This is a genomic window from Pseudomonas sp. PDM15 (assembly GCF_014851565.1).
In the GTDB taxonomy this organism is placed as follows: Bacteria; Pseudomonadota; Gammaproteobacteria; order Pseudomonadales; family Pseudomonadaceae; genus Aquipseudomonas.
In genome coordinates this window covers 222,627-243,305 of sequence record NZ_JACVAA010000001.1, presented here as the reverse complement: position 1 = coordinate 243,305, position 20,679 = coordinate 222,627, and the positions used below count along the sequence as shown (strand labels likewise).

At 67.0% G+C, this 20,679-nt stretch carries 17 protein-coding genes; 5 read left to right on the top strand and 12 right to left on the bottom strand.

Annotation, left to right across the window (positions count from 1 at the left end):
* Positions 1-120: 120 nt before the first annotated feature.
* The 3 genes from putA to IB232_RS01155 form a co-directional block, all read right to left on the bottom strand.
* Positions 121-4,056, bottom strand: a complete 3,936-nt coding sequence (putA, locus tag IB232_RS01165; protein WP_192396739.1) for a trifunctional transcriptional regulator/proline dehydrogenase/L-glutamate gamma-semialdehyde dehydrogenase — start codon at positions 4,054-4,056, stop codon at positions 121-123.
* Between the two features lie 241 nt (positions 4,057-4,297).
* Entirely contained in the window at positions 4,298-7,378 is a 3,081-nt protein-coding gene (locus tag IB232_RS01160; RefSeq protein ID WP_192396738.1) for an efflux RND transporter permease subunit, read from the bottom strand.
* Between the two features lie 3 nt (positions 7,379-7,381).
* Positions 7,382-8,485 (bottom strand): efflux RND transporter periplasmic adaptor subunit, encoded by a 1,104-nt coding sequence (locus IB232_RS01155; protein WP_192396737.1) that lies wholly within the window; start codon positions 8,483-8,485, stop codon positions 7,382-7,384.
* A gap of 93 nt (positions 8,486-8,578) precedes the next feature.
* Between IB232_RS01155 and IB232_RS01150 the strand changes: the two genes are divergently transcribed.
* A complete protein-coding gene (locus tag IB232_RS01150; RefSeq protein ID WP_192396736.1) occupies positions 8,579-9,217 on the top strand; it encodes a TetR/AcrR family transcriptional regulator in 639 nt (212 codons plus the stop codon).
* Here IB232_RS01150 and IB232_RS01145 read toward each other — a convergent pair.
* The gene (locus tag IB232_RS01145) at positions 9,214-9,993 is read right to left on the bottom strand and encodes a class I SAM-dependent methyltransferase (protein WP_192396735.1); all 780 of its coding nucleotides are present in this window, start codon (positions 9,991-9,993) and stop codon (positions 9,214-9,216) included. The two genes, IB232_RS01150 and IB232_RS01145, sit on opposite strands and share 4 nt — an antisense overlap.
* A gap of 106 nt (positions 9,994-10,099) precedes the next feature.
* On the opposite strand from IB232_RS01145, the gene IB232_RS01140 reads away from it, so the two are divergent.
* Positions 10,100-10,852, top strand: a complete 753-nt coding sequence (locus IB232_RS01140; RefSeq protein WP_192396734.1) for a hypothetical protein — start codon at positions 10,100-10,102, stop codon at positions 10,850-10,852.
* Between the two features lie 14 nt (positions 10,853-10,866).
* Here the strand turns inward: IB232_RS01140 and IB232_RS01135 are convergent, their stop codons facing one another.
* The 7 genes from IB232_RS01135 to ppc form a co-directional block, all read right to left on the bottom strand.
* The gene (locus IB232_RS01135) at positions 10,867-11,556 is read right to left on the bottom strand and encodes an extensin family protein (RefSeq protein ID WP_192396733.1); all 690 of its coding nucleotides are present in this window, start codon (positions 11,554-11,556) and stop codon (positions 10,867-10,869) included.
* A 4-nt stretch (positions 11,557-11,560) separates the two neighbouring features.
* The gene (locus IB232_RS01130; RefSeq protein ID WP_192396732.1) at positions 11,561-12,385 is read right to left on the bottom strand and encodes an isocitrate lyase/PEP mutase family protein; all 825 of its coding nucleotides are present in this window, start codon (positions 12,383-12,385) and stop codon (positions 11,561-11,563) included.
* Between the two features lie 72 nt (positions 12,386-12,457).
* The gene (locus IB232_RS01125; protein WP_192396731.1) at positions 12,458-13,309 is read right to left on the bottom strand and encodes a DUF72 domain-containing protein; all 852 of its coding nucleotides are present in this window, start codon (positions 13,307-13,309) and stop codon (positions 12,458-12,460) included.
* 128 nt (positions 13,310-13,437) lie between these two features.
* Positions 13,438-13,785 (bottom strand): hypothetical protein, encoded by a 348-nt coding sequence (locus IB232_RS01120; RefSeq protein WP_192396730.1) that lies wholly within the window; start codon positions 13,783-13,785, stop codon positions 13,438-13,440.
* Between the two features lie 106 nt (positions 13,786-13,891).
* Positions 13,892-14,575 (bottom strand): tRNA (adenosine(37)-N6)-threonylcarbamoyltransferase complex dimerization subunit type 1 TsaB, encoded by a 684-nt coding sequence (gene tsaB / locus IB232_RS01115; RefSeq protein ID WP_192396729.1) that lies wholly within the window; start codon positions 14,573-14,575, stop codon positions 13,892-13,894.
* 196 nt (positions 14,576-14,771) lie between these two features.
* On the bottom strand, positions 14,772-15,419 hold the full coding sequence (gene adk, locus IB232_RS01110; protein WP_192396728.1) for an adenylate kinase: 648 nt from the start codon (positions 15,417-15,419) through the stop codon (positions 14,772-14,774).
* A 160-nt stretch (positions 15,420-15,579) separates the two neighbouring features.
* The gene (gene ppc / locus IB232_RS01105; protein WP_192396727.1) at positions 15,580-18,216 is read right to left on the bottom strand and encodes a phosphoenolpyruvate carboxylase; all 2,637 of its coding nucleotides are present in this window, start codon (positions 18,214-18,216) and stop codon (positions 15,580-15,582) included.
* 192 nt (positions 18,217-18,408) lie between these two features.
* On the opposite strand from ppc, the gene IB232_RS01100 reads away from it, so the two are divergent.
* From IB232_RS01100 to IB232_RS01090, 3 genes are all read left to right on the top strand, one after another.
* Positions 18,409-18,753, top strand: a complete 345-nt coding sequence (locus IB232_RS01100) for a pilin assembly protein (RefSeq protein WP_192396726.1) — start codon at positions 18,409-18,411, stop codon at positions 18,751-18,753.
* Between the two features lie 192 nt (positions 18,754-18,945).
* Positions 18,946-19,326, top strand: coding sequence for a DUF4398 domain-containing protein (locus IB232_RS01095; RefSeq protein WP_225592074.1), 381 nt, complete (start codon positions 18,946-18,948; stop codon positions 19,324-19,326).
* 19 nt (positions 19,327-19,345) lie between these two features.
* Positions 19,346-20,125 carry an OmpA family protein gene (locus tag IB232_RS01090; RefSeq protein ID WP_192396724.1) on the top strand — a complete coding sequence of 260 codons (780 nt, stop codon included), beginning with the start codon at positions 19,346-19,348 and terminating at the stop codon, positions 20,123-20,125.
* 40 nt (positions 20,126-20,165) lie between these two features.
* On the opposite strand, the gene IB232_RS01085 is transcribed toward IB232_RS01090, so the two are convergent.
* Positions 20,166-20,669, bottom strand: coding sequence for an O-acetyl-ADP-ribose deacetylase (locus IB232_RS01085; protein WP_192396723.1), 504 nt, complete (start codon positions 20,667-20,669; stop codon positions 20,166-20,168).
* Positions 20,670-20,679: the final 10 nt, after the last annotated feature.

Here is a 20,679-nt window from a genome sequence, read left to right as displayed (position 1 = left end):
CATAAGCACCCGCAATCAAAACTGTGGAGCAGCATGCCAGGGAAAGCTTTCAGCCGGCTTTCTCTGGCGCGACCTGTTCGGTCATCTCGCCCGCACGCATCGCTGCGCACGGGCTTGATCTCAGCCGATGGTCATCAGGCTGGCGTTGCCGCCGGCCGCCGCGGTGTTCACGCTGAGGGCATGCTCGATCAGCAGGCGCTCCAGCGGAATGTCGGTCTCGCCCTTGTTCAGGCCGTGCACGCCGATGATCGCGCCCTTGCGCTGAGCCGCCTGCTGGCAGACTTCACGCAGCTGGTCGGAATCGCCGTGGTGCAGGATGGCGTCGAACTCGGCGTCGACCGCGGTCCAGTCGGCCACCTGATCAATGTGCGTCCGCACCTCTTTCGGCAGCGCGGCAACCAGCTCGCGATGAGCCTCCGGCAGCAGCGCACGGCTGCCCACCGCCAGGGTGGCGGCCAGTTGCGCCAGCAGGTCGCCACGCTCCTCGGCCAGGCACAGCACGCGCTCGCGCGGCAGCAGGGTGTAGCTGTTGCGCTCGCCGGTAGGGCCGGTCAGCAGGTGGCTGGAGTAGCTCTGCGACAGGCCGCTGAACTGCTCGAACAGCGCGGCGGTGGCCGGCTGCTCCTTGGCCGCCCACTCGGCGAAGGCGGCACGCGCCTTGGCCAGGTCGGCCGGCGCGGTCAGCGCCTGCACGTTGTCACCCTTGAGGTGCTGGGCCACGGCCTCCTGCGGACGGGTCGACAGCAGGCGGTACATGTACAGCGGGCCGCCGGCCTTCGGACCGGTACCGGACAGGCCCTCGCCGCCGAACGGCTGCACGCCGACCACGGCACCGACGATGTTGCGATTGACGTACAGGTTGCCGACCTTGGCGGTGTCCACCACCTGAGTGATGGTCTCGTCGATGCGGGTGTGCACGCCGAGGGTCAGGCCGTAGCCGCTGTCGTTGATCTGCTGCAGCAGGTTGCCGAGGTCTTCGCGCTGGTAGCGCACCAGGTGCAGTACCGGGCCGAAGATCTCGCGTTTCATCTCATCGAAGCTTTCCAGCTCGATCAGGGTCGGCAGCACGAAGGTGCCGCGCTTGAGCTCTTCGCCACTGGAACGGGCAGCCTGGAACACCTTGCGGCCCTTCTCGCGCATCTTCTCGATGTGTGCCTCGATGCCGGCCTTGGCCTCGGCGTCGATCACCGGACCGATGTCGGTGTTCAGGCGCTCCGGCGAGCCGATGCTGTATTCGGCCATGGCGCCCTTGAGCATCTCCACCACGCGGTCGGCCACGTCGTCCTGCACGCACAGTACTCGCAGGGCCGAGCAGCGTTGACCGGCGCTGTCGAAGGCGGAACTGACCACGTCGACCACCACCTGCTCGGCCAGGGCCGAGGAGTCGACGATCATGGCGTTGAGGCCACCGGTCTCGGCGATCAGCGGGATGGTGCGGCCCTGGGCGTCCAGGCGGCCGGCGATGTTGCGCTGGAGGATGCCGGCCACTTCGGTGGAACCGGTGAACATCACGCCACGCACGCGCTCGTCACCCACCAGGCGGGCGCCGACGGTCTCGCCACGGCCCGGCAGCAGCTGCACGGCACCACCGGGCACGCCAGCTTCCAGCAGGATGCGCACGGCTTGCGCGGCGATCAGCGGGGTCTGCTCGGCCGGCTTGGCCAGCACGGTGTTACCGGCGGCCAGAGCGGCGGCGACCTGGCCGGTGAAGATCGCCAGCGGGAAGTTCCACGGGCTGATGCACACCACCGGGCCCAGCGGACGGTAGCTGTCGTTGCTGAAGGTACGCGCCTGGGCGGCGTAGTAACGCAGGAAGTCCACGGCCTCGCGCACTTCGGCGATGGCGTTGGCGAAGGTCTTGCCGGACTCGCGCACCAGCAGGCCCATCAGGTGCTGGATCTCGCCGTCCATCTGGTCGGCGGCACGATCCAGCACGGCGGCGCGCTCGGCCGGCAGGGTCGACTGCCAGATCGGCCCGCTGGACAGGGCGCAGAGGATCGCGCTCTTCACGTCGGCTTCGCTGGACTCATGCACCTGACCGACCAGGTCACGGTGGTCGGCCGGGTTGCGCACCGGCTCGGCCGGGCCCGGGTTCGGCGTGTCGCAGCCGAGGATCGGGCCGGCGACGTAGTTGGTGTTGGTCGACGACAGCAGCGCCGAGCTCAGCGAGCCCAGGCGGTGTTCGTTGGCCAGGTCGATACCGCTGGAGTTCACTCGGCCTTCGCCGTACAGGTCACGCGGCAGCGGGATGCGCGGGTGCGCCAGGCCCAGGGTGCCTTCCTGCGCGGCCATGCGCTCGACCTGCTCGACCGGGTCCAGCACCAGCTCTTTCAGCGAGATGCTGTGGTCGGCGATGCGGTTGACGAAGCTGGTGTTGGCGCCGTTTTCCAGCAGGCGGCGGACCAGGTAGGCCAGCAGCGTCTCGTGGCTGCCGACCGGGGCGTAGATACGGCACGGACGGTTGTACTTGCCGTCCTTGATCGAGCCGACGACCTGCTCGTACAGCGGCTCGCCCATGCCGTGCAGGCACTGGAACTCGTACTGGCCCGGGTAGTAGTTCTGCCCGGCGATCTGGTAGATGGCCGACAGCGAGTGGGCGTTGTGGGTGGCGAACTGCGGGTAGATGGCTTCCGGTACGGCCAGCAGCTTGCGGGCGCAGGCGATGTAGGAGATGTCGGTGTACGGCTTGCGGGTGTACACCGGGTAGCCTTCCAGGCCTTCGACCTGGGCGCGCTTGATCTCGCTGTCCCAGTAGGCGCCCTTCACCAGGCGGATCATCAGGCGGTGGCGGCTGCGCTTGGCCAGGTCGATGACGTAGTCGATCACATACGGGCAGCGCTTCTGGTAGGCCTGGATGACGAAGCCGATACCATTCCAGCCGGCCAGTTCCGGGGCGAAGCACAGGCGCTCGAGCAGGTCGAGGGAGATTTCCAGGCGGTCGGCTTCCTCGGCGTCGATGTTCAGGCCGATGTCGTACTGCTTGGCCAGCTTGGTCAGGCCCAGCAGGATCGGGTACAGCTCGTCCATCACTCGGTCGTACTGGGCGCGGCTGTAGCGCGGGTGCAGGGCGGACAGCTTGATCGAGATGCCCGGACCTTCGTAGATGCCGCGGCCGTGGGAGGCCTTGCCGATGGCATGGATGGCCTGCTCGTAGGACGCCAGGTAGCGCTTGGCGTCTTCCTCGGTCAGCGCGGCCTCGCCGAGCATGTCGTAGGAGTAGCGGAAGCCTCTGCTCTCCATGCTGGTGGCGTTGGCCAGGGCCTCGCCGATGGTCTCACCGGTGACGAACTGCTCGCCCATCAGGCGCATGGCCATGTCCACGCCCTTGCGGATCACCGGCTCGCCGCTCTTGCCGATCAGGCGGTTGAGCGAGGACGACAGGCCCGCCTCGTTGTGGGTGGATACCAGCTTGCCGGTTATCAGCAGGCCCCAGGAGGCCGCGTTGACGAACATCGACGGGCTCTGGCCCAGGTGCTGGCTCCAGTTGCCGTTGGCGATCTTGTCGCGAATCAGCGCGTCACGCGTGGCCTTGTCCGGGATGCGCAGCAGCGCCTCGGCCAGGCACATCAGCGCCACGCCCTCCTGGGACGACAGGGAGAACTCCTGCAGCAGGCCCTGCACCAGGCCCTGACGGCCACCGGCGCTCTTCTGGTTGCGCAGCTTCTCGGCGATGCCCAGGGCCATCTTGTTGGCGGACTCGGCCAGCTCCTTCGGCAGGCGCGCCTGCTCCAGCAGCATCGGCAGCGCCTCGGTCTCGGGGCGGCGATAGGCGGAGGTGATGGCGGCACGCAGCACGGACTGCGGCAGGATGCTCTCGGCGAAATCGAGGAAGACCTGCAGGCCCTGCTCGCTCAGCGCGTCGACCGACTCTTCACCTGCCGCGGCGGCCAGGCCGGAATGCTCGGCCGGGGTCAGACCACTTTCGACCTGCTCCAGGTAATTGAAGATCGCCTGCTTGATCAGCCAGTGCGGTGTGCGGTCGAGCTGCTGGGCGGCTTGCTTGAGGCGTTCGCGGGTGGCGTCGTCGAGTTTCACGCCGAGGGTGGTGGTAGCCATCGGTAATCCTGTCTGAGTGGTGCGCAGGTGGCGCGCGTGACCGAAGAGTAAACCGCTCGACAACAATGGTGCAACCAAGTGCAACCCATATCTCCGACGAGAGGCATAACCCAGTGCAACCAGGAAAAGGCACTGACTACAGACAACCTTAGTCGCGGGAAGCCAGGCTGCCGCGCAAACCGATAACCGAGCACCATGAAAAAGCCCGGCATCTGCCGGGCTTTTCATCATGCGCACAACCTCAACGGGGCTGCGGCTCGCTCTCCTTGACCCTGAACCAGGCTGCGTACAGCGCCGGCAGGAACAATAGGGTCAGCGCCGTGGCGACGATCAGGCCACCCATGATGGCCACCGCCATCGGCCCGAAGAACACGCTGCGCGACATCGGAATCATCGCCAGCACCGCCGCCAGGGCGGTCAGCACGATGGGGCGGAAGCGCCGAACGGTGGCCTCGATGATGGCGTGCCAACGGTCCAGACCGGCGGCTATGTCCTGCTCGATCTGGTCCACCAGGATCACCGAGTTGCGCATGATCATGCCGGACAGGGCGATGGTGCCGAGCATGGCGACGAAGCCGAACGGCTGCTGGAACACCAGCAGGAACAGGGTTACGCCGATCAGCCCCAGCGGCGCGGTGAGGAACACCATGGCCGCCCGCGACATGCTCTTGAGCTGCAGCATCAGCAGGGTCAGCACCACCAGGATGAACAGCGGGATGCCGGCGTTGACCGACTTCTGCCCACGGGTCGAATCCTCCACGGTGCCCCCCACCTCCAGCAGATAGCCGCTGGGCAGCTCGGCGCGGATCGACTCCAGAGTCGGCAGGATCTGCTTGGTCAGGCTGGCCGGCTGCTCGTTGCCGTAGATGTCGCCGAGGATGGTGACGGTCGGCAGGCGGTCGCGATGCCAGATCACGCCCTCCTCGAAGCCATACTCCAGGGTGGCGATCTGCGACAGGGCCACGCTCTGGCCGCTGCTGGTCGGCACCGCCAGGCTCGGCAGCAGCTCCAGGGCCTGGCGCTCGCGCACGGTTCCACGCAGGAGGATCTCGATCAGCTCGTTGTCCTCGCGGAACAGGCTGACGCTGGAGCCGGTCAGCGAGCTCTGCAGGAACTGCGACAGGTCGGCGCTGCTCACGCCCAGGGCGCGGGCACGCTCCTGGTCGATATTGAGGTAGACGACCTTGCTCGGCTCTTCCCAGTTCAGGTGCACGTTGGACACGTGCGGGTTCTCGCGCACCTTGGCCGCCACTTCGCGGGCGATGGCGCGCACTTCGTCGATGTGCTCGCCGCTAACGCGCAGCTGGATCGGGAAGCCCACGGGCGGGCCGTTTTCCAGGCGCGACACACGGGTACGGGCGAACGGGAAGTCCTCGTTCATTACCTCGATCAGCCAGGTGCGCAGCTTCTCGCGATCCTCGATGCTCTTGGCCAAGATGACGAACTGGGCGAAGCGGGTCGCGGCCAGTTGCTGGTCCAGCGGCAGATAGAAGCGCGGCGAGCCATTGCCGACGTAGGCCACGTAGTTGTCGATGCCGGGATGATCCTTGAGCTTGGCCTCCAGACGCTTGACCTGATCCTCGGTGGCCTTGAGCGACGAACCCTCGGTGAGCTTGATGTCGACCATCAGTTCCAGGCGCCCGGAGGCCGGGAAGAACTGCTGCGGCACGAAGCGGAACAGCACGATGGAGGCGACGAACAGGCCGATGGTGACCAGGATCACCGTCTTGCGCCGACGCACGCACCACTCGATCACTTCGCGCACGGTCTGATAGAAGGTGGTCGAGTAGGGGTCATGGCCTTCCGGGTTGCCGCCATGTTTTTTCGCATGCAGCTTGGCCAGGTCCGGCAGCAAGCGGTCGCCCAAGTACGGCACGAACACCACGGCGGCGACCCAGGACACCAGCAGAGCGATACACACCACCTGGAAGATCGAGCGGGTGTATTCGCCAGTGCCGGATTGCGCAGTAGCGATCGGCAGGAAGCCGGCGGCGGTGATCAGGGTACCGGTGAGCATGGGGAAGGCCGTGCTGGTCCAGGCGAAGCTGGCCGCGCGGAAACGGTCGTAGCCCTGCTCCATCTTGATCGCCATCATCTCCACGGCAATGATCGCGTCGTCCACCAGCAGGCCCAGCGCCAGCACCAGCGCGCCGAGGGAAATCTTGTGCAGGCCGATGCCGAAGTAGTGCATCAGGGCGAAGGTCATCGCCAGCACCAGCGGGATGGATAGCGCCACCACCAGGCCGGTACGCAGGCCGAGGGAGAAGAAGCTGACCAGCAGCACGATGATCAGCGCTTCGACCAGTACCTGGACGAACTCGCCTACACCGGTCTTCACCGCAGCCGGCTGGTCGGACACCTTGTGCAGCTCCATGCCCACCGGCAGGGTCTGCTGCAGGCGGGCGAACTCGTGCTCCAGGGCCTCGCCCAGCACCAGGATGTCGCCGCCGGCCTTCATCGACACGGCGATGCCGATGGCGTCCTGGCTCATGAAGCGCATGCGCGGCGCCTGCGGATCGTTGAAGCCGCGATGCACCTCGGCCACGTCGCCGAGACGGAAAGTCCGGTCGCCGACGCGAATGGGGAAGTCGCGAATCTCCTCGACCGAGGTGAAGCGCCCGGACACGCGCATCTGTACGCGGTCGGTCGGCGTCTCGAAGAAGCCTGAATAGGCCACCGCGTTCTGCTCGTCCAGCGCCTGCTGCACGGCCGCCAGCGGCAGACCGAGGGTGGCCAGTTTGACGTTGGACAGCTCGACCCAGATTTTCTCATCCTGCAGGCCGAGCAGCTCGACCTTGCCCACATCCTTGACCCGCTGCAGCTGCAGTTGCAGGCGGTCGGCGTAGTCCTTCATCACCGCGTAGTCGAAGCCCTCTCCGGTGAGCGCGTAGATATTGCCGAAGGTGGTGCCGAACTCGTCGTTGAAGAACGGCCCGCGGATACCCGGCGGCAGGGTGTGCTTGATGTCGCCGACCTTCTTGCGGATCTGGTACCAGAGCTCGGGAATGTTCTTCGAGACGATATCGTCGCGGGCCATGAAGGTGACCACCGACTCGCCCGGACGCGAGTAGGAATTGACGAACTGGTAGTCACCGGTCTCCATCACCTTCTTCTCGATGCGCTCGGTGATCTGCCGCGAGACTTCCTCGGCGGTGGCGCCCGGCCAGTCGGTACGTACGACCATGGCCTTGAAGGTGAAAGGTGGGTCTTCGCTCTGGCCCAGCTTGGTGTATGACAGCGCGCCGATCACCGCCAGCACCAGCATCAGGTAACGGACGACGCTGCGGTTGCGCAGCGCCCACTCGGACAGGTTGAAGGACATGGCTTACTCCTTGTGCGCCAGTGCAACCAGGCGGTTGTCGCGATCCACCGGACGCACTTTCTGCCCATCGAGCAGCACGTGCACGCCGGCGGCGACAACCCAGTCGCCCTCCTTCAGGCCTTCCAGGATCGACACGCGCTCCTGGCCGTAGGCGCCGACCCGCACCGGAGTGCGCACGGCCTTTGATTCCTTGGGATCGATGACCCAGACGAAGGGCTTGCCCTTCTCCGCGCTGAGCGCGGACAGCGGCACCGACAGCGGCACCTCGCCATCGGCGGTGATCGACACACGGGCGCTCTGCCCTACTTCGGCCTTGACCTTGGGATCGATGAAGGTGACGCGGGCGGCAAAGGTGCGCGACTGGGCGTCGGCGGCCGGCGACAGCTCGCGGATGCGCCCGGGGAACTGCTTGTCCGGTTGCGACCACAGCTCGATGCTGACTTCCTGGCCGATGCGGAAACGCTCCAGGGCGTGCTCCGGCACGCTGATCAGCACTTCACGCTCGCCATCGACGGCCAGGGTGAACACGGTCTGGCCGGCGGCCACCACCTGACCCACTTCGGCCAGGCGGCGCGCCACCAGACCATCCTGGGAGGCGCGCAGCACCGAGTAACCGGCCTGGTTGCTGGCCACATCGAACTCGGCCTTGATCTGCTTCACCCGTGCCTCACCGGCGCGGTACTGGTTCTCGACCGTGTCGTACTGCGACTGGCTGATCAGCTGGCGAGCCAGCAGGGTCTTGTAACGGTCACGCTCGGAACGCACCAGCTTGAGGTTGGCCTCGGCGGCGTTGACCTGGGCCCGGGCCGCCTCCAGCTGCAGCTTGACGTCCTCAGCGTCCAGCTCGGCCAGCGGCTGGTCCTTGCGTACCCGGTCACCGGCATCTACCAGGCGCTTGGCGATCTTGCCGCCGATGCGGAACGCCAGCTCCGGCTCGAAGCGCGCGCGCACTTCACCGGGGTAGGTATCCACCGCATCCGCCGCCGGCAGCGGATGCACCACCATAGCCGGACGCGCCGGAGCCTCGACGGTTTCACCGTTGCCACAGGCAACCAGCAGGGAGATCAGCGACAGAGGCACAGCGAGCGACAGAGCATGACGGAGCATGATGGACGACCTTTCGCAAAAGATGCTTGGAATACTTATACTGCCCGGTATAGTAAAAATAGCGAACTCGCCAGTCCAGTATTAAAAAGCCAAATGTCCGACAAATCTTTTCAGTCCACCGGCGGCCCCGGACGGCCCAAGGATCCCGCCAAGCGCCTGGCCATTCTGGAAGCCGCCAAGCGCCTGTTCATGCACAACGGCTACGACGGCAGCAGCATGGATGCCATCGCGGCCGAGGCCGGGGTTTCCAAGCTCACGGTGTACAGCCACTTCACCGACAAGGAGACGCTGTTCGCCTGCGCAGTGGAATCCAAGTGCGCGGAGCAGCTGCCGCCGCTGTTCTTCGAGCTGCGTCCGGACAGCAGCATCGAGCAGGCCCTGCTGGCCATCGCCCGCGGCTTCAATGCGCTGATCAACAGCGAGGAATCCCTGGCGATGCACCGCCTGATGGTGGCCCAGGGCGCGCAGAATCCGCAGCTGTCGCAGCTGTTCTTCAGCGCCGGGCCGCAGCGGGTGATCGATGCCATGCAGCATCTGCTGGAGCAGGCCAACAGCCGCGGCCAGCTGCAGGTCGACAACCCACAGCACGCTGCCGAGCACTTCTTCTGCCTGATCAAGGGTGGCTGCCACTTCCGTCTGCTAATGGGCGTCGCCCAGCCGCTCGGCGCCCAGGAGGCCGAGGAGCACGTGCAGGAAGTGGTGAAACTGTTCGTGCGCGCTTACCGGCCCTAGGACTTCAGCGCCTTCTTCGGATAGATGTCGTAGCGGCTGGACTTGCCCTCGAGCGCGTAGCTCGGTTTGGCGCCTTCGATGATCGGCGCCTTGCGCGGGCGCTTGACCACCACCCGGTGGCTAGCCAGGGCCAGGGCGGCCTCGAGCAACGCCGGGGCGTCCGGATCGTCGCCCACCAGCGGGCGGAACAGGCGCATCTCCTTCTTCACCAGTGCGCTCTTGTCGCGGTGCGGGAACATCGGGTCCAGGTAGATCACCTGCGGCGGCTCGCCCTGCCAATCACGCATCAGTTCGATGGCATTGCCCTGCAGCAGACGCATCTGCGCGGCAATGGGCGCCACCTCGGCGTCATGGGCGGCGCGCGCCAGGCCGTCTTCGAGCAGGGCGGCGATGATCGGCTGACGCTCGCTCATGGTCACCGCGCAACCCAGGCTGGCCAGGACGAAGGCATCCCGCCCCAGCCCCGCCGTCGCATCCAGCACGCACGGGCGTACCCCCGGCTGCACGCCGACCGCCTTGGCGATCATCTGCCCGCTGCCGCCGCCATAGAGGCGACGGTGCGCCACGGCACCCTCGACGAAATCCACCCGCACCGGCCCTGGTGCCTGCGGCCCCAGCTCGGCCAGCTGCAGCCCTTCTTCGCCCAGCTGCAGGGCGAATTCGGCCTCACCCTCCAACGGCAGCCCTAGGCGCTCGGCCCAGCGACCGGCAGACGCGGCAAATGCGGGCAACTGGGCCTCGACTCGAATTCTGGTTATAGGCCGCTCGTCACTCATCGGGAAATATGCTCAAAAAACGCTCAACAGGGACGGCGCGCGGCCGATAGAACAGTAACGCCCTATTCTGCCAGAGGCGGCCAACGGTGGCCGCAACGAGTTCCCCATGTTCGACGCCCTTTCCGCGCCCCGCCCCTCCGCGCTGGACAAGCAGCTGGACGCCGGCCTGCGCGACTCTCTCGATTACCAGATCCTGCGCCGCACCCTGATGCCCAAGGGCGATCAGCCCGCTCCCACGGAGACCGCAGAGGCAAGCCAACCAGCCGCCGACGCTCCACCGGTAGAAGCCATGGCCCAGGCCGCCAGCTTCCAGCAGGTACTTCAGCAACGCGAGCTCCAGCTGAACGTGACCTCCAACCCGCAACCACAGAAGACCGATCCGTTGGTACTGGACCTGGCCAGCAACGGCTTCACCACCCGTGGGCTGGACGACGCCGTGCGCTTCGACCTGGATGCCGATGGACGTAGCGACCGGATCAGCGCCCCCAGCGGCGACGATGAGCTGCTGGCGCTGGACCGCAATGGCAATGGCCGCATCGACGATGGTCGCGAGCTGTTCGGCGACCAGAACGGCGCCGCCAACGGTTTTGCCGAGTTGGCCAGGTACGACGACAACCGCGATGGCCGCATCGATGCCCAGGACGCGGTGTTCGATCGCCTGCGCCTGCTGCGCTTCGACGCCGCCGGCAAACAGCAAACCCAGAGCCTGGCCCAGGCTAGCGTGGCCGCCATCGAGCTGCAGGCCCATGACGTCAAGCAGGCCCTTGGCGCCTACGACGAGATCGCCCAGCTCGGCCAGTTCGAGTTCGCCGACGGCCGCCGCGGCCAGGCCGCCGACTTGTTGCTGGCGCGCCGCTAACGATTACCCAGGCGCTAGCGACACAGGCGGAATAGCCCCATATCCAGGTGGAAGTGATCGCGATGGGCGGCGTTGTACTCCGGCCCAAGGGTGACATTGAAACTGGAACACGCCGCGTCGCGCACCTGGCGCAGGAACAGCGCCTCCTGCCCCGCCCCCTCCCAGTGCCTGGCCACACTGATGCGCCGCCCATCTTTCAGGCGAAAGCCGGCGATATCCAGGGCGTTGGCGCTGGCGTGCTGGCTGCGACGCTGGCTGGTACCGATATTGCGGCAGGCGAAGCTGCCCAGATGCTCGACCCGCGCGACCGGCTGGCCGAACGCCTGGCGCGCGGCCGGCTGCAGGCCATGCTCCTCGAACAGGGCGTAGGCCACGGCCAGCTTGCAGCTGGCGAGGAACGCCGAACTGAACTGCACACCGGCGCGCTGTACCCGCACCGCGTTCTCCACGGCGCAACCAGCGGCTGGCTCGCTGTCCGCCACCGCCGTGTAGCGCAGCACGCTGCTGTCCAGCGCCATCCGGCATAGCTCGGGATCGCGTTGCAGGCGCATCAGCTTGTAGCCGGTCAGCAGGTTGGGCGGCTGGCGCACGTCCAACGGCGTCCAGGGGTTCCATGCTGGCGGCACGGGCAGCCAGCCGCGGTAGATCGCCAGCGGTGTGCCGAACAGCATCAACAGAACCAGCAAGCAGAACGCACGGCGCATGCCGTCAGCCGAACAGGTCGTTGATCTCGTCGAACGGCATGGCCTCGCCCATCGCCGCCAGGCTGCCGCGGGCCAGCTCGCCGGCGGCGAAGAAGAATTCGCCATAGGCGACCCGCGCCAGGTTGGAGCCGACGCTGACCCGCTTCACCCCCAGCTCGATCAGTTCGGCCAAAGACAGGCGCAGGCTGGGTGAGCCGACCAGCACGTTGACCGGTCGCGGCGCCACCGCCTCAACCACCGCCTTGATCTCCTCGCGGCTGCGCAATCCAGGTGCGTAGAGCACGTCGGCACCGGCCTCGGCATAGGCCACCAGGCGGCGGATGGTGTCGTCCAGATCGGCGCGGCCGTGCAGGAAGTTCTCCGCCCGCGCGGCCAGGGTGAACGGGAAGTCCAGCGCACGCGCCGCTTCCACCGCAGCGCGGATGCGCTCCACGGCCAGGTCTTGCGGATAGATAGGCGTATCGGCGTGCCCGGTGGCGTCCTCGATGGAGCCGCCGACCAGGCCGATCCCTGCAGCCAGGCGAATGGTTTCCGCGCAGTCCTCGGGGGCATCGCCGTAGCCATTCTCCAGGTCGGCGGCCACCGGCAGCGGCGTCGCCTCAACTATCGCGCGGGCATTGGCCAGGCATTCGTCGCGGCTCACCGCACCTTCCGCGTCGCGCCGCCCCAGGGAGAAGGCCAGGCCGGCGCTGGTGGTGGCGAGTGCCTGGAAGCCGAGCTGGGCGAGCATCTTCGCCGAACCGGCGTCCCACGGATTGGGCAGGACCAGCAGGCCCTCGCCCCGATGCAGAGCCCGGAAGGTTTCGCCACGTTCTCGCTGGGTACTCATGGTGCTGCTCCTTGCGCTGAGTGAAGTGGCAACCCTAGCCGCCCGCATGGCGGACAGAAAGGCGCGCCCCTGTCAGAGCAGACCGAGCTGCTCCACTTCGGGTTCCACCTGCGCCAGGGCCGGCAGGCCAGGCAGGCGCTCGCTCAGGGCGGCGTGAAAGCGCAGGGCCTGGGCCGCCGCCAGGTGGTTGTCCGGGGTATGCAGGAACACATGGGGCGTCAGGCCCTGCTCGATCCAGGCGGCGACCTTGTCCAGCCAGGGTTCGAGGAAGGCCTGGTTGGCGTCCAGATCCGGCCCGCCGATGAAACGCAGCTGCGGGCTGGCACTGAATGCCGTCGGCCGTGGCGGCAGGCGCGGCTTCTTCGACTGGGCATGCAGCACCGCCGCATCGCGCGAAGTGCAGGCGAACAATGCCCGCGAGTCCAGGCAGATACGTTCCACACCGCGTTCCTGCAGGCTGCGATTGAGCAGGCGCTCGTCCTCTTCCCTGGCGAAGAACGCCGGATGGCGCAGCTCCACGGCAATGGCGCGGTCGGAAAACTCGCCGAGCCAGGCCAGCAACTCACCCAGGCGCGACGGGCCGAAGCTGGCGGGTAGCTGCAACCACAGGGGCGCGACCCGCTCGCCGAGCGGCGCCAGCAGCTGCAGGAAGTCGGTGGTGGCGGCGATATGGTCGCGCAGATCGCCGTTATGGCTAATGTCGCGCGGCAGCTTGGCGCAGAAGCGAAAGTGCCCCGGCATCTGCTCGGCCCAGCGCTGCACGGTCTGCGGCGCAGGCCGGGCATAGAAGGTGGTATTGCCCTCCACCGCATTGAAGGTGGCCGCGTAGTGGCTCAGGGTATCGGCGGGGCGCAGGTCGGCGGGATAGAAGCTGCCGCGCCAGGCCGGCTCGCTCCAAGACGGGCAGCCGAGGAAATAAGGCATTCGATCTGCTGCGCGTCGGCCATGCGTCGTTGAGTAAGGGACTCGGGTGCTCATTTAGCGTCTGTAAACTCCGCGCCCTCGTCCCTTACCCGCCTAGCCTGGCGCTAGCTCGCGAGATCGAAAACAGTTTAGGCGTAGAGGTCGAGGCCGAGAACTTCGCTGGCGTCGCGGTCTTCGGTGTAGCCGGCGGTGTTGCCGTAGGCGGCCAGAGCCTGGTTGGCCTTGGCGCTGAAGCCGCGCTGCTGCTGGCTGACGCTGTCCTGGTAGCGCGCCGGCAGGCTGTCGCTGCTGGCGTTGCCGGCCTGTACCTTGCGCGGCTGGGCGAGCTGCTCGTAACCCTGGGTGGCGGACGGCGAAGCGGGTTGTTCACGGCGTTGCTCGACCTCGCGCTGTGCCTCGCGGAAAGGCGTGACCGCGCTGCCCGGGCGAGAGCTGCGATCCAGCGAATAAGAGGAAGAGAGGCCGTCGAGACGCATCGGTTACTGCTCGGAATACGTGGGTGGCAATTTAGCGGCGCCAGATAAAAATGGCAATTTGCTCAGGCCGGCAGCGGACGGAAGGCGCGACAGCGAAGCGGCAAGCTCAGGGCTTGGGGGCTTTGGGCGTGGCCACGTTGTCGCGCAGGTAGACCGGTTGGGCCTCATCGGCCGGCAATGCCTCGCCGCGCTGCCAGGCGAAGGTGGCCAGGCTCAGCAGATCCTGGGCATGCGGCAGCATGGCGTTGTCGCTACCACTCGGCGTCAGGGCGATGCGCGCGCCGTAGGTGCCCCAGCCGGTGCCGGCGGCGAACCAGTCGCCGCTGGCGCCACGCGGCAGTTCGGCACGCTCCGGTGCCAACACTGCTTCGATACCCTGCAGGCGCATTTCGCCCTGCTCGGCGGCGTAGCAACCCCAGTACACCTCGTCCATGCGCGCATCGATGGCAGCGGCCACCTGCTGCGCGCCATGCTCGCGCAGTGCACGCTGGGCCAGCACCGCCAGGTTGGAAACCGGCAGCACCGGCTTGTCGAGGGCGAACGCCAGGCCTTGGACCACGCCGATGGCGATGCGCACGCCGGTGAAGGCACCCGGGCCGCGGCCGAAGGCGATGGCGTCCACCGCGGCCAGGGCCACCCCGGCCTCGCCGAGCAGGTCGTGGATCATCGGCAGCAGGCGCTGGGCATGCAGGCGTGGCGCCACTTCGCAGTGGCTGAGCACCTTGCCGTCATGCAGCAGGGCGACGGAGCAGGCTTCGGTGGCGGTATCCAGGGCCAGCAGGGTGGTCATCGGCATATCCGGTGGGGACAGAAAAAGGCGGGCAGTATAAACGCCAACGGCCCGCAATGCGGGCCGTTGTACTGTGCGACTGCTTGAGCGAGCTAGAGCCAGGCTAGGCGGGAAATGGCCGAGGGCGCGGAGTTTACATGCTGTAAATGAGCACCCGAGGCCGTTTCCCAACGACGCATGGCCGACGCGCAGCCAATCAGTTGAGGGCGGCGAACACCTTGGCGGTAATCTCGTCCACCGAGCCGACGCCGGCGATGGCGCTGTACTTCGGGGTGCCTTCGGCAGCGGCCAGCTTCTGGTAGAAGTCCACCAGCGGCTTGGTCTGCGAGTGGTAGACGGACAGACGATGACGCACGGTTTCCTCGGTGTCGTCCTTGCGCTGGACCAGCTCGTCGCCGGTCTCGTCGTCCTTGCCTTCCACCTTCGGCGGGTTGTAGACCACGTGGTAGACGCGGCCGCTGGCCTCGTGCACACGACGGCCGGCGATGCGCTGGACGATCTCTTCGTCGTCGACGGCGATCTCGACCACGTTGTCGATGGTCACACCGGCTTCCTTCAGGGCTTCGGCCTGGGGAATGGTGCGCGGGAAGCCGTCGAACAGGAAGCCCTTGGCGCAATCCGGCTGAGCGATGCGCTCCTTGACCAGATTGATGATCAAGTCATCGGAGACCAGACCGCCGCTTTCCATGATGCTCTTGGCCTGCAGGCCCAGCTCGGTGCCGGCCTTGACCGCGGCACGCAGCATGTCGCCGGTGGAGATCTGCGGAATACCGAACTTCTTGGTGATGAAACCAGCCTGGGTACCTTTGCCGGCACCGGGCGCCCCCAGCAGAATCACGCGCATCGAAGTGCTCCTCAAAATAAAGACAGAAAGTCGTCGGATTCGCCTCGTGGGGCCAATCTCAATATTTGGGTTTCGGCGTCACTGAGCGGCCAAAAGGAGGGCCACAATACACAGCGCTTCGGTGCGGCACAAGCCACCGAAAGTCGGAGGCGGCGGGGCTTCAGCCGGTGTTGCGCAGCCCTGCTGCGATGCCCGCGACACTCACCAGTAAAGCCTGTTCCAGAGGGCTGTCCACCGGGTTCTCACGCAGTCTGCAACGGGCCAGCAGCTCGGCCTGGAGCAGGTGTAGCGGGTCCAGGTAGATGTTGCGTACGGTGATCGCCTCACGGGTCTCCGGGCTGTGGGTGAGCAGCTCCGACTGGTGGGTCAGACCCAGCACCATGGAGCGGCACTGCGACAATAGGTCGCGCAACTGCGCACCCAGCGGTCGCAGCTCGGAACTGACCAGCCGCTCGTCATACAGCGCGGCAATCGCCAGGTCGGCCTTGGCCAGCACCATCTCCAGCATGTCGATACGCGTGCGGAAGAATGGCCAATGCTCGCGCATGTCTTCCAGCAGCCCCTTGCCGCCACCCTGGATGGCCTTATCCAGGGCCTGCTCCCAGCCCAGCCAGGCCGGCAGCATCAGGCGGGTCTGGGTCCAGGCGAAGATCCAGGGGATAGCACGCAGGCTCTCCACCCCACCGGCGCGGCGCTTGGCCGGGCGACTGCCCAGCGGCAGGCGGCCGAGCTCCTGCTCCGGCGTGGCCTGGCGGAAGTACTCGACGAACTGCGGATGCTCGCGCACCACCGCGCGGTAGGCGGCCACACCATCGGCGGCCAGGCGGTCCATGGCCGCGCGCCAGGCCGGTTCCGGCGCGGGCGGTGGCTGCAGGGTCGCCTCCAGCACGGCGGCCAGGTACAGGTTGAGGTTCTGCTCGGCCAGCTGCGGCAGGCCGAACTTGAAGCGGATCATCTCGCCCTGCTCGGTGGTGCGGAAACGTCCGGACACCGAGCCCGGCGGCTGCGACAGGATCGCCGCGTGAGCCGGGCCGCCGCCACGGCCGACGGTACCGCCGCGGCCATGGAACAGCAGCAGCTCCACTTCGTGCTTGCGACAGACGCTGACCAGGGTCTCCTGGGCGCGGTACTGGGCCCAGGCGGCGGCGGTGGTACCGGCATCCTTGGCCGAGTCGGAGTAGCCGATCATCACTTCCTGCGGACCGTGCAGGCGCGCGCGGTAGCCGTGCAGGCCGAGCAGGCGATCGATGGCCGGGCCGGCGTTGTCCAGGTCGGCCAGGGTCTCGAACAAGGGTGCAACCCGCATCGGTCGCTGCAGGCCGGCCTCCTTTAATAGCAGTTGCACCGCCAGTACATCGGACGGAGCACCGGCCATGGAGATGACGTAGGTGCCCAGAGAAGCCGCTGGCGCGGCGGCGATCACCCGGCAGGTTGCCAGCACCTCGGCGGTCTCGGCCGAGGGGCGATGGTGGGACGGCAACAGTGGGCGGCGGTTGTCCAGTTCGCGCAGGAGGAATTCCAGGCGCTGCGCCTCATCCCACTCGGCATAGTTGCCCAGGCCCAGGTAATCGGTGATCTCGGCCATGGCGGCGGCATGGCGCGCGGCATCCTGGCGAATGTCCAGGCGCACCAGGAACAGGCCGAAGCAGGCGGCGCGACGCAGGCAGTCGAGCAGCTCGCCCTCGGCGATCACGCCCATGCCGCTGGCATGCAGAGAGTGGTAGCAAAGCTCCAGCGGCTCCAGCAGTTCGCGGTTGTCGTGCAGCACCTCGGGGCCGGGTGCAACCTCGTTATCCAGCGCCGCTTCGGCCCAGGCACGAGTGGCCCGCAGGCGCTCGCGCAGCTGCTTGAGCAGGGCCCGGTAGGGCTCGGGATGCACGCCGACGCACAGGCGCAGCTCGTCGCTGGCCTGCTGCATGGACAGCTCGGCGGCCAGGCGGTCGACATCGCGCAGATAAAGGTCGGCAGCCATCCAGCGCGCCAGCAGCAGCACCTTGCGACTGACTTCGGCGGTGACATTCGGATTGCCGTCGCGGTCGCCGCCCATCCAGGAGGCGAAGCGCACCGGCGCCGCCTCCAGCGGCAGGCGCAGGCCGCAGGCGTCGTGCAGGGCCTGGTCGGCCTTGCGCAGGAAGCTCGGCAACGCCTGCCACAGGGAATGCTCGATCACCGCGAAGCCCCATTTGGCCTCATCCACAGGGCTGGGCCGACTACGGCGGATCTCCTCGGTATGCCAGGCTTCGGCGATCAGCCGGCGCAGTTTGAGCTGGGCCTGCTCGCGCTCGGCGGCAGACAGATCGGCATGGTCCAGGGCCGCCAGCTGGGCGGCGATGGCGTCGTACTTCTGGATCAGCGTGCGCCGGGCCACCTCGGTGGGGTGCGCGGTGAGCACCAGCTCGATGTCCACGCGGCCGAGCTGGCGCGCCAGCTGCTCCGGCCTGTGGCCGCCCGCCACCAGGCGCTGCAGCAGCTCGGCCAGCACGCGGTCGTCGAACGGCTGTGCCTCGTCCGGGCGCCGGCGGCGGATGCGGTGGTACTGCTCGGCGATATTGGCCAGGTTGAGAAACTGGTTGAACGAACGCGCCACCGGCAGCAACTCGTCGTCGCTGAGCGCGGCGAGGGTCTCGCGCAACTGCTGCTCGCCGGCCGAAGAGCCCTTGCGCCCGGCCTTGGAGCCCTGGCGGATCAGCTCGATCTTGGCCAGGAAGGCCTCGCCGAGCTGGTTGCGAATGGTGTCGCCGAGCAGCTCGCCGAGCAGGTGAACCTCTTCGCGCAGGCGCGCATCGATCTCTGCCATGACCCTTCTCTCCCTCGGGATAGAGCCTTCAGCTTGCACAGGGCGACCCATTCTTACAAGCACACGACGAACTGCCAGCGGTCGAACGCCAGCAAGCTAGTCTCAACCTTGCGGGCGTCAAAAGCGCCCGTGTCCGGCCTACAGGATGTTCCCGGGCCGCTATCCGTCCATGAAAGGGCAATCGAGGTGCCTATGAAAATCCGAGAACTCACCCGCCATTGGGAGCAGAACGCCAAGGGTCGCCTGACCCAGAGCCAGTACCACATCCATCTCGACCTGGAGTCGGCGGCGCGCCTGGCGGCGCTGTCCGAGATGTATCCGAAGCGCAGCGCCGAGGAGCTGCTCGGCGAACTGATCAGTTCGGCGCTGGAGGAACTGGAGGCCAGCCTGCCCTACGTCAAGGGCCACAAGGTGGTGGCTACCGACGAGCAGGGCGACCCGCTGTACGAGGACATCGGGCCCACGCCGCGCTTCCTCGCCCTGTCGCGCAAGTACCTGCAACAACTGAGCGCGCAGGGCGACAGCACCAAGCATTGAGCCGCCCGTCCTGCCAAGGCCCCACCCGGGGCCTTTTTCATACGCGTGAAAAATCTTGAACGTTCGTTTTCGGGTGGCAGTCACAGCACTAGGCCGGGGCAAACGGTGGCGATTGGCAAGGCTTCTTCGCCAATCCACCGACATCCGGCAGGTAACTCGTTTTGACAATGGAACTGCATGGAGCCAAACACCATGATCAACAGCCCGAGAACACTTCTGCTCACCCTCGCCATCGGCGGCAGCCTGGCGCTGGCCGGTTGCGCCGGCAACCCGCCCACCGAACAGCTCGCTTCCGCCAGCGCGGTGATCAAGAGTGCCGAGGCCGCTGGCGGCCCCGAGTACGCTCCGGCGGACATGAAGGCGGCGCAGGACAAGATGACCCAGGCCCAGCTGCTGCTGCAGGACCAGGAATACGAGCAGGCCCGCCGCCTGATCGAGCAGGCCGAGGCCGATGCCCGTGTAGCCGAACGCCGTGCGCTGGCCGCCAAGGCACAGCGCAACCTGGATGACGCCCAGCAGGGCGTGCAGCAGATCCGTGAAGAAGGATCGCGTACCCCGATCATCGTGCAGTGACCATGGAGGAGCGACGCTCATGAACCGTACGACCCATCTGTTCACCCTTTCCGCCCTGGCCCTGGTGCTGGCGGGCTGCGCCCACGAACCGAATCCCAACCTGGAAAAGGCACGCGCCGGCTACGCCGAGCTGCAGGCCAACCCGCAGGCCCAGACCCTGGCTGGCGTGGAAACCAAGGAGGCCGGAGACATGCTGACCCGTGCCAACCAGGCCTACGAGTCGGGCCAGGGCAGCGTGCAGGTCGACCACCTGGCCTACCAGGCCAACCGGCGCATCGACGTGGCCAAGGAAACCATTCTGCAGAAGAACGCCGAAGAGGCGCTGAAGACCGCTCCGGCCCAGCGTACCCAGGCACAACTGGACGCGCGCAACCAGCAGGTCGACGTGCTGCTGCAACACCTGCAGGCCCAAGAGACCGAGCGTGGCTCGGTGGTCACCTTGGGTGACGTGCTGTTCGAGGTGGACCGCGCGCAGCTGACCAGCGCCGGCATGCAGAACGTGCAGGAACTGGGCAATTACCTGCTGCAGAACCCGGAACGTCAGGTGGTGGTGGAAGGCTTCACCGATAGCACCGGCACCCGCGACCACAACCTGCGCCTGTCCCAGGCACGTGCCGACTCGGTGCGCAGCGCCCTGGTGGCCATGGGTGTCGATCCGCGTCGCATCACCACCCATGGCCTCGGCCAGGACTATCCGGTGGCCAGCAATGACACCGCCGACTCGCGCACCCTTAACCGGCGGGTGGAAGTGACCATCGCCCACGGCCAGGGTCCAGTGGCACCGCGCGCACGGCTGTAAAGGTACTGCGTGAAAAAAGCCCCGCCTCGGCGGGGCTTTTTCATGGGCCGAGTACAGCCCGGTAGAGGGCTGCCATTTCCGCGGAGAAGGCCACCAGCACGGCGCGCTGCAGAATACTGCCTGCGGGGCGCGGGCGGCGCAGCTCGGTCACGGCGATGCGCGCGGCCGCCTCCGGCGGATAGCCATAGACGCCGCAACTGATGGCGGGAAAGGCGATGCTGGAACAGCCCTGGGTATCGGCCAGGGCCAGGCTGTTGCGGTAACAGGCGGCCAGCAGCGCCGGCTCGCCACGTTCACCGCCCTGCCAGACCGGCCCCACCGTGTGGATCACCCAGTGAGCCGGCAGGCGAAAACCCGGGGTGATGCGCGCCTCGCCAGTGGGGCAACCGCCCAATGCGCGGCAGGCGGCCAGCAGCTCGGGGCCGGCGGCGCGGTGGATGGCGCCATCCACGCCGCCACCGCCGAGCAGCGAACTGTTGGCGGCGTTGACGATGGCGTCCAGCGCCAGGGTGGTGATGTCGCCGTGGAAGACTTCGATCTGCATCGCGCTCCTC

Bases quoted from the DNA above. Each gene is read 5' to 3' on its own strand.
- putA (WP_192396739.1), bottom strand. From the start codon at position 4,056: ATGGCTACCACCACCCTCGGCGTGAAACTCGACGACGCCACCCGCGAA.
- IB232_RS01160 (WP_192396738.1), bottom strand. From the start codon at position 7,378: ATGTCCTTCAACCTGTCCGAGTGGGCGCTGCGCAACCGCAGCGTCGTC.
- IB232_RS01155 (WP_192396737.1), bottom strand. From the start codon at position 8,485: ATGCTCCGTCATGCTCTGTCGCTCGCTGTGCCTCTGTCGCTGATCTCC.
- IB232_RS01150 (WP_192396736.1), top strand. From the start codon at position 8,579: ATGTCCGACAAATCTTTTCAGTCCACCGGCGGCCCCGGACGGCCCAAG.
- IB232_RS01145 (WP_192396735.1), bottom strand. From the start codon at position 9,993: ATGAGTGACGAGCGGCCTATAACCAGAATTCGAGTCGAGGCCCAGTTG.
- IB232_RS01140 (WP_192396734.1), top strand. From the start codon at position 10,100: ATGTTCGACGCCCTTTCCGCGCCCCGCCCCTCCGCGCTGGACAAGCAG.
- IB232_RS01135 (WP_192396733.1), bottom strand. From the start codon at position 11,556: ATGCGCCGTGCGTTCTGCTTGCTGGTTCTGTTGATGCTGTTCGGCACA.
- IB232_RS01130 (WP_192396732.1), bottom strand. From the start codon at position 12,385: ATGAGTACCCAGCGAGAACGTGGCGAAACCTTCCGGGCTCTGCATCGG.
- IB232_RS01125 (WP_192396731.1), bottom strand. From the start codon at position 13,309: ATGCCTTATTTCCTCGGCTGCCCGTCTTGGAGCGAGCCGGCCTGGCGC.
- IB232_RS01120 (WP_192396730.1), bottom strand. From the start codon at position 13,785: ATGCGTCTCGACGGCCTCTCTTCCTCTTATTCGCTGGATCGCAGCTCT.
- tsaB (WP_192396729.1), bottom strand. From the start codon at position 14,575: ATGACCACCCTGCTGGCCCTGGATACCGCCACCGAAGCCTGCTCCGTC.
- adk (WP_192396728.1), bottom strand. From the start codon at position 15,419: ATGCGCGTGATTCTGCTGGGGGCGCCCGGTGCCGGCAAAGGTACCCAG.
- ppc (WP_192396727.1), bottom strand. From the start codon at position 18,216: ATGGCAGAGATCGATGCGCGCCTGCGCGAAGAGGTTCACCTGCTCGGC.
- IB232_RS01100 (WP_192396726.1), top strand. From the start codon at position 18,409: ATGAAAATCCGAGAACTCACCCGCCATTGGGAGCAGAACGCCAAGGGT.
- IB232_RS01095 (WP_225592074.1), top strand. From the start codon at position 18,946: ATGATCAACAGCCCGAGAACACTTCTGCTCACCCTCGCCATCGGCGGC.
- IB232_RS01090 (WP_192396724.1), top strand. From the start codon at position 19,346: ATGAACCGTACGACCCATCTGTTCACCCTTTCCGCCCTGGCCCTGGTG.
- IB232_RS01085 (WP_192396723.1), bottom strand. From the start codon at position 20,669: ATGCAGATCGAAGTCTTCCACGGCGACATCACCACCCTGGCGCTGGAC.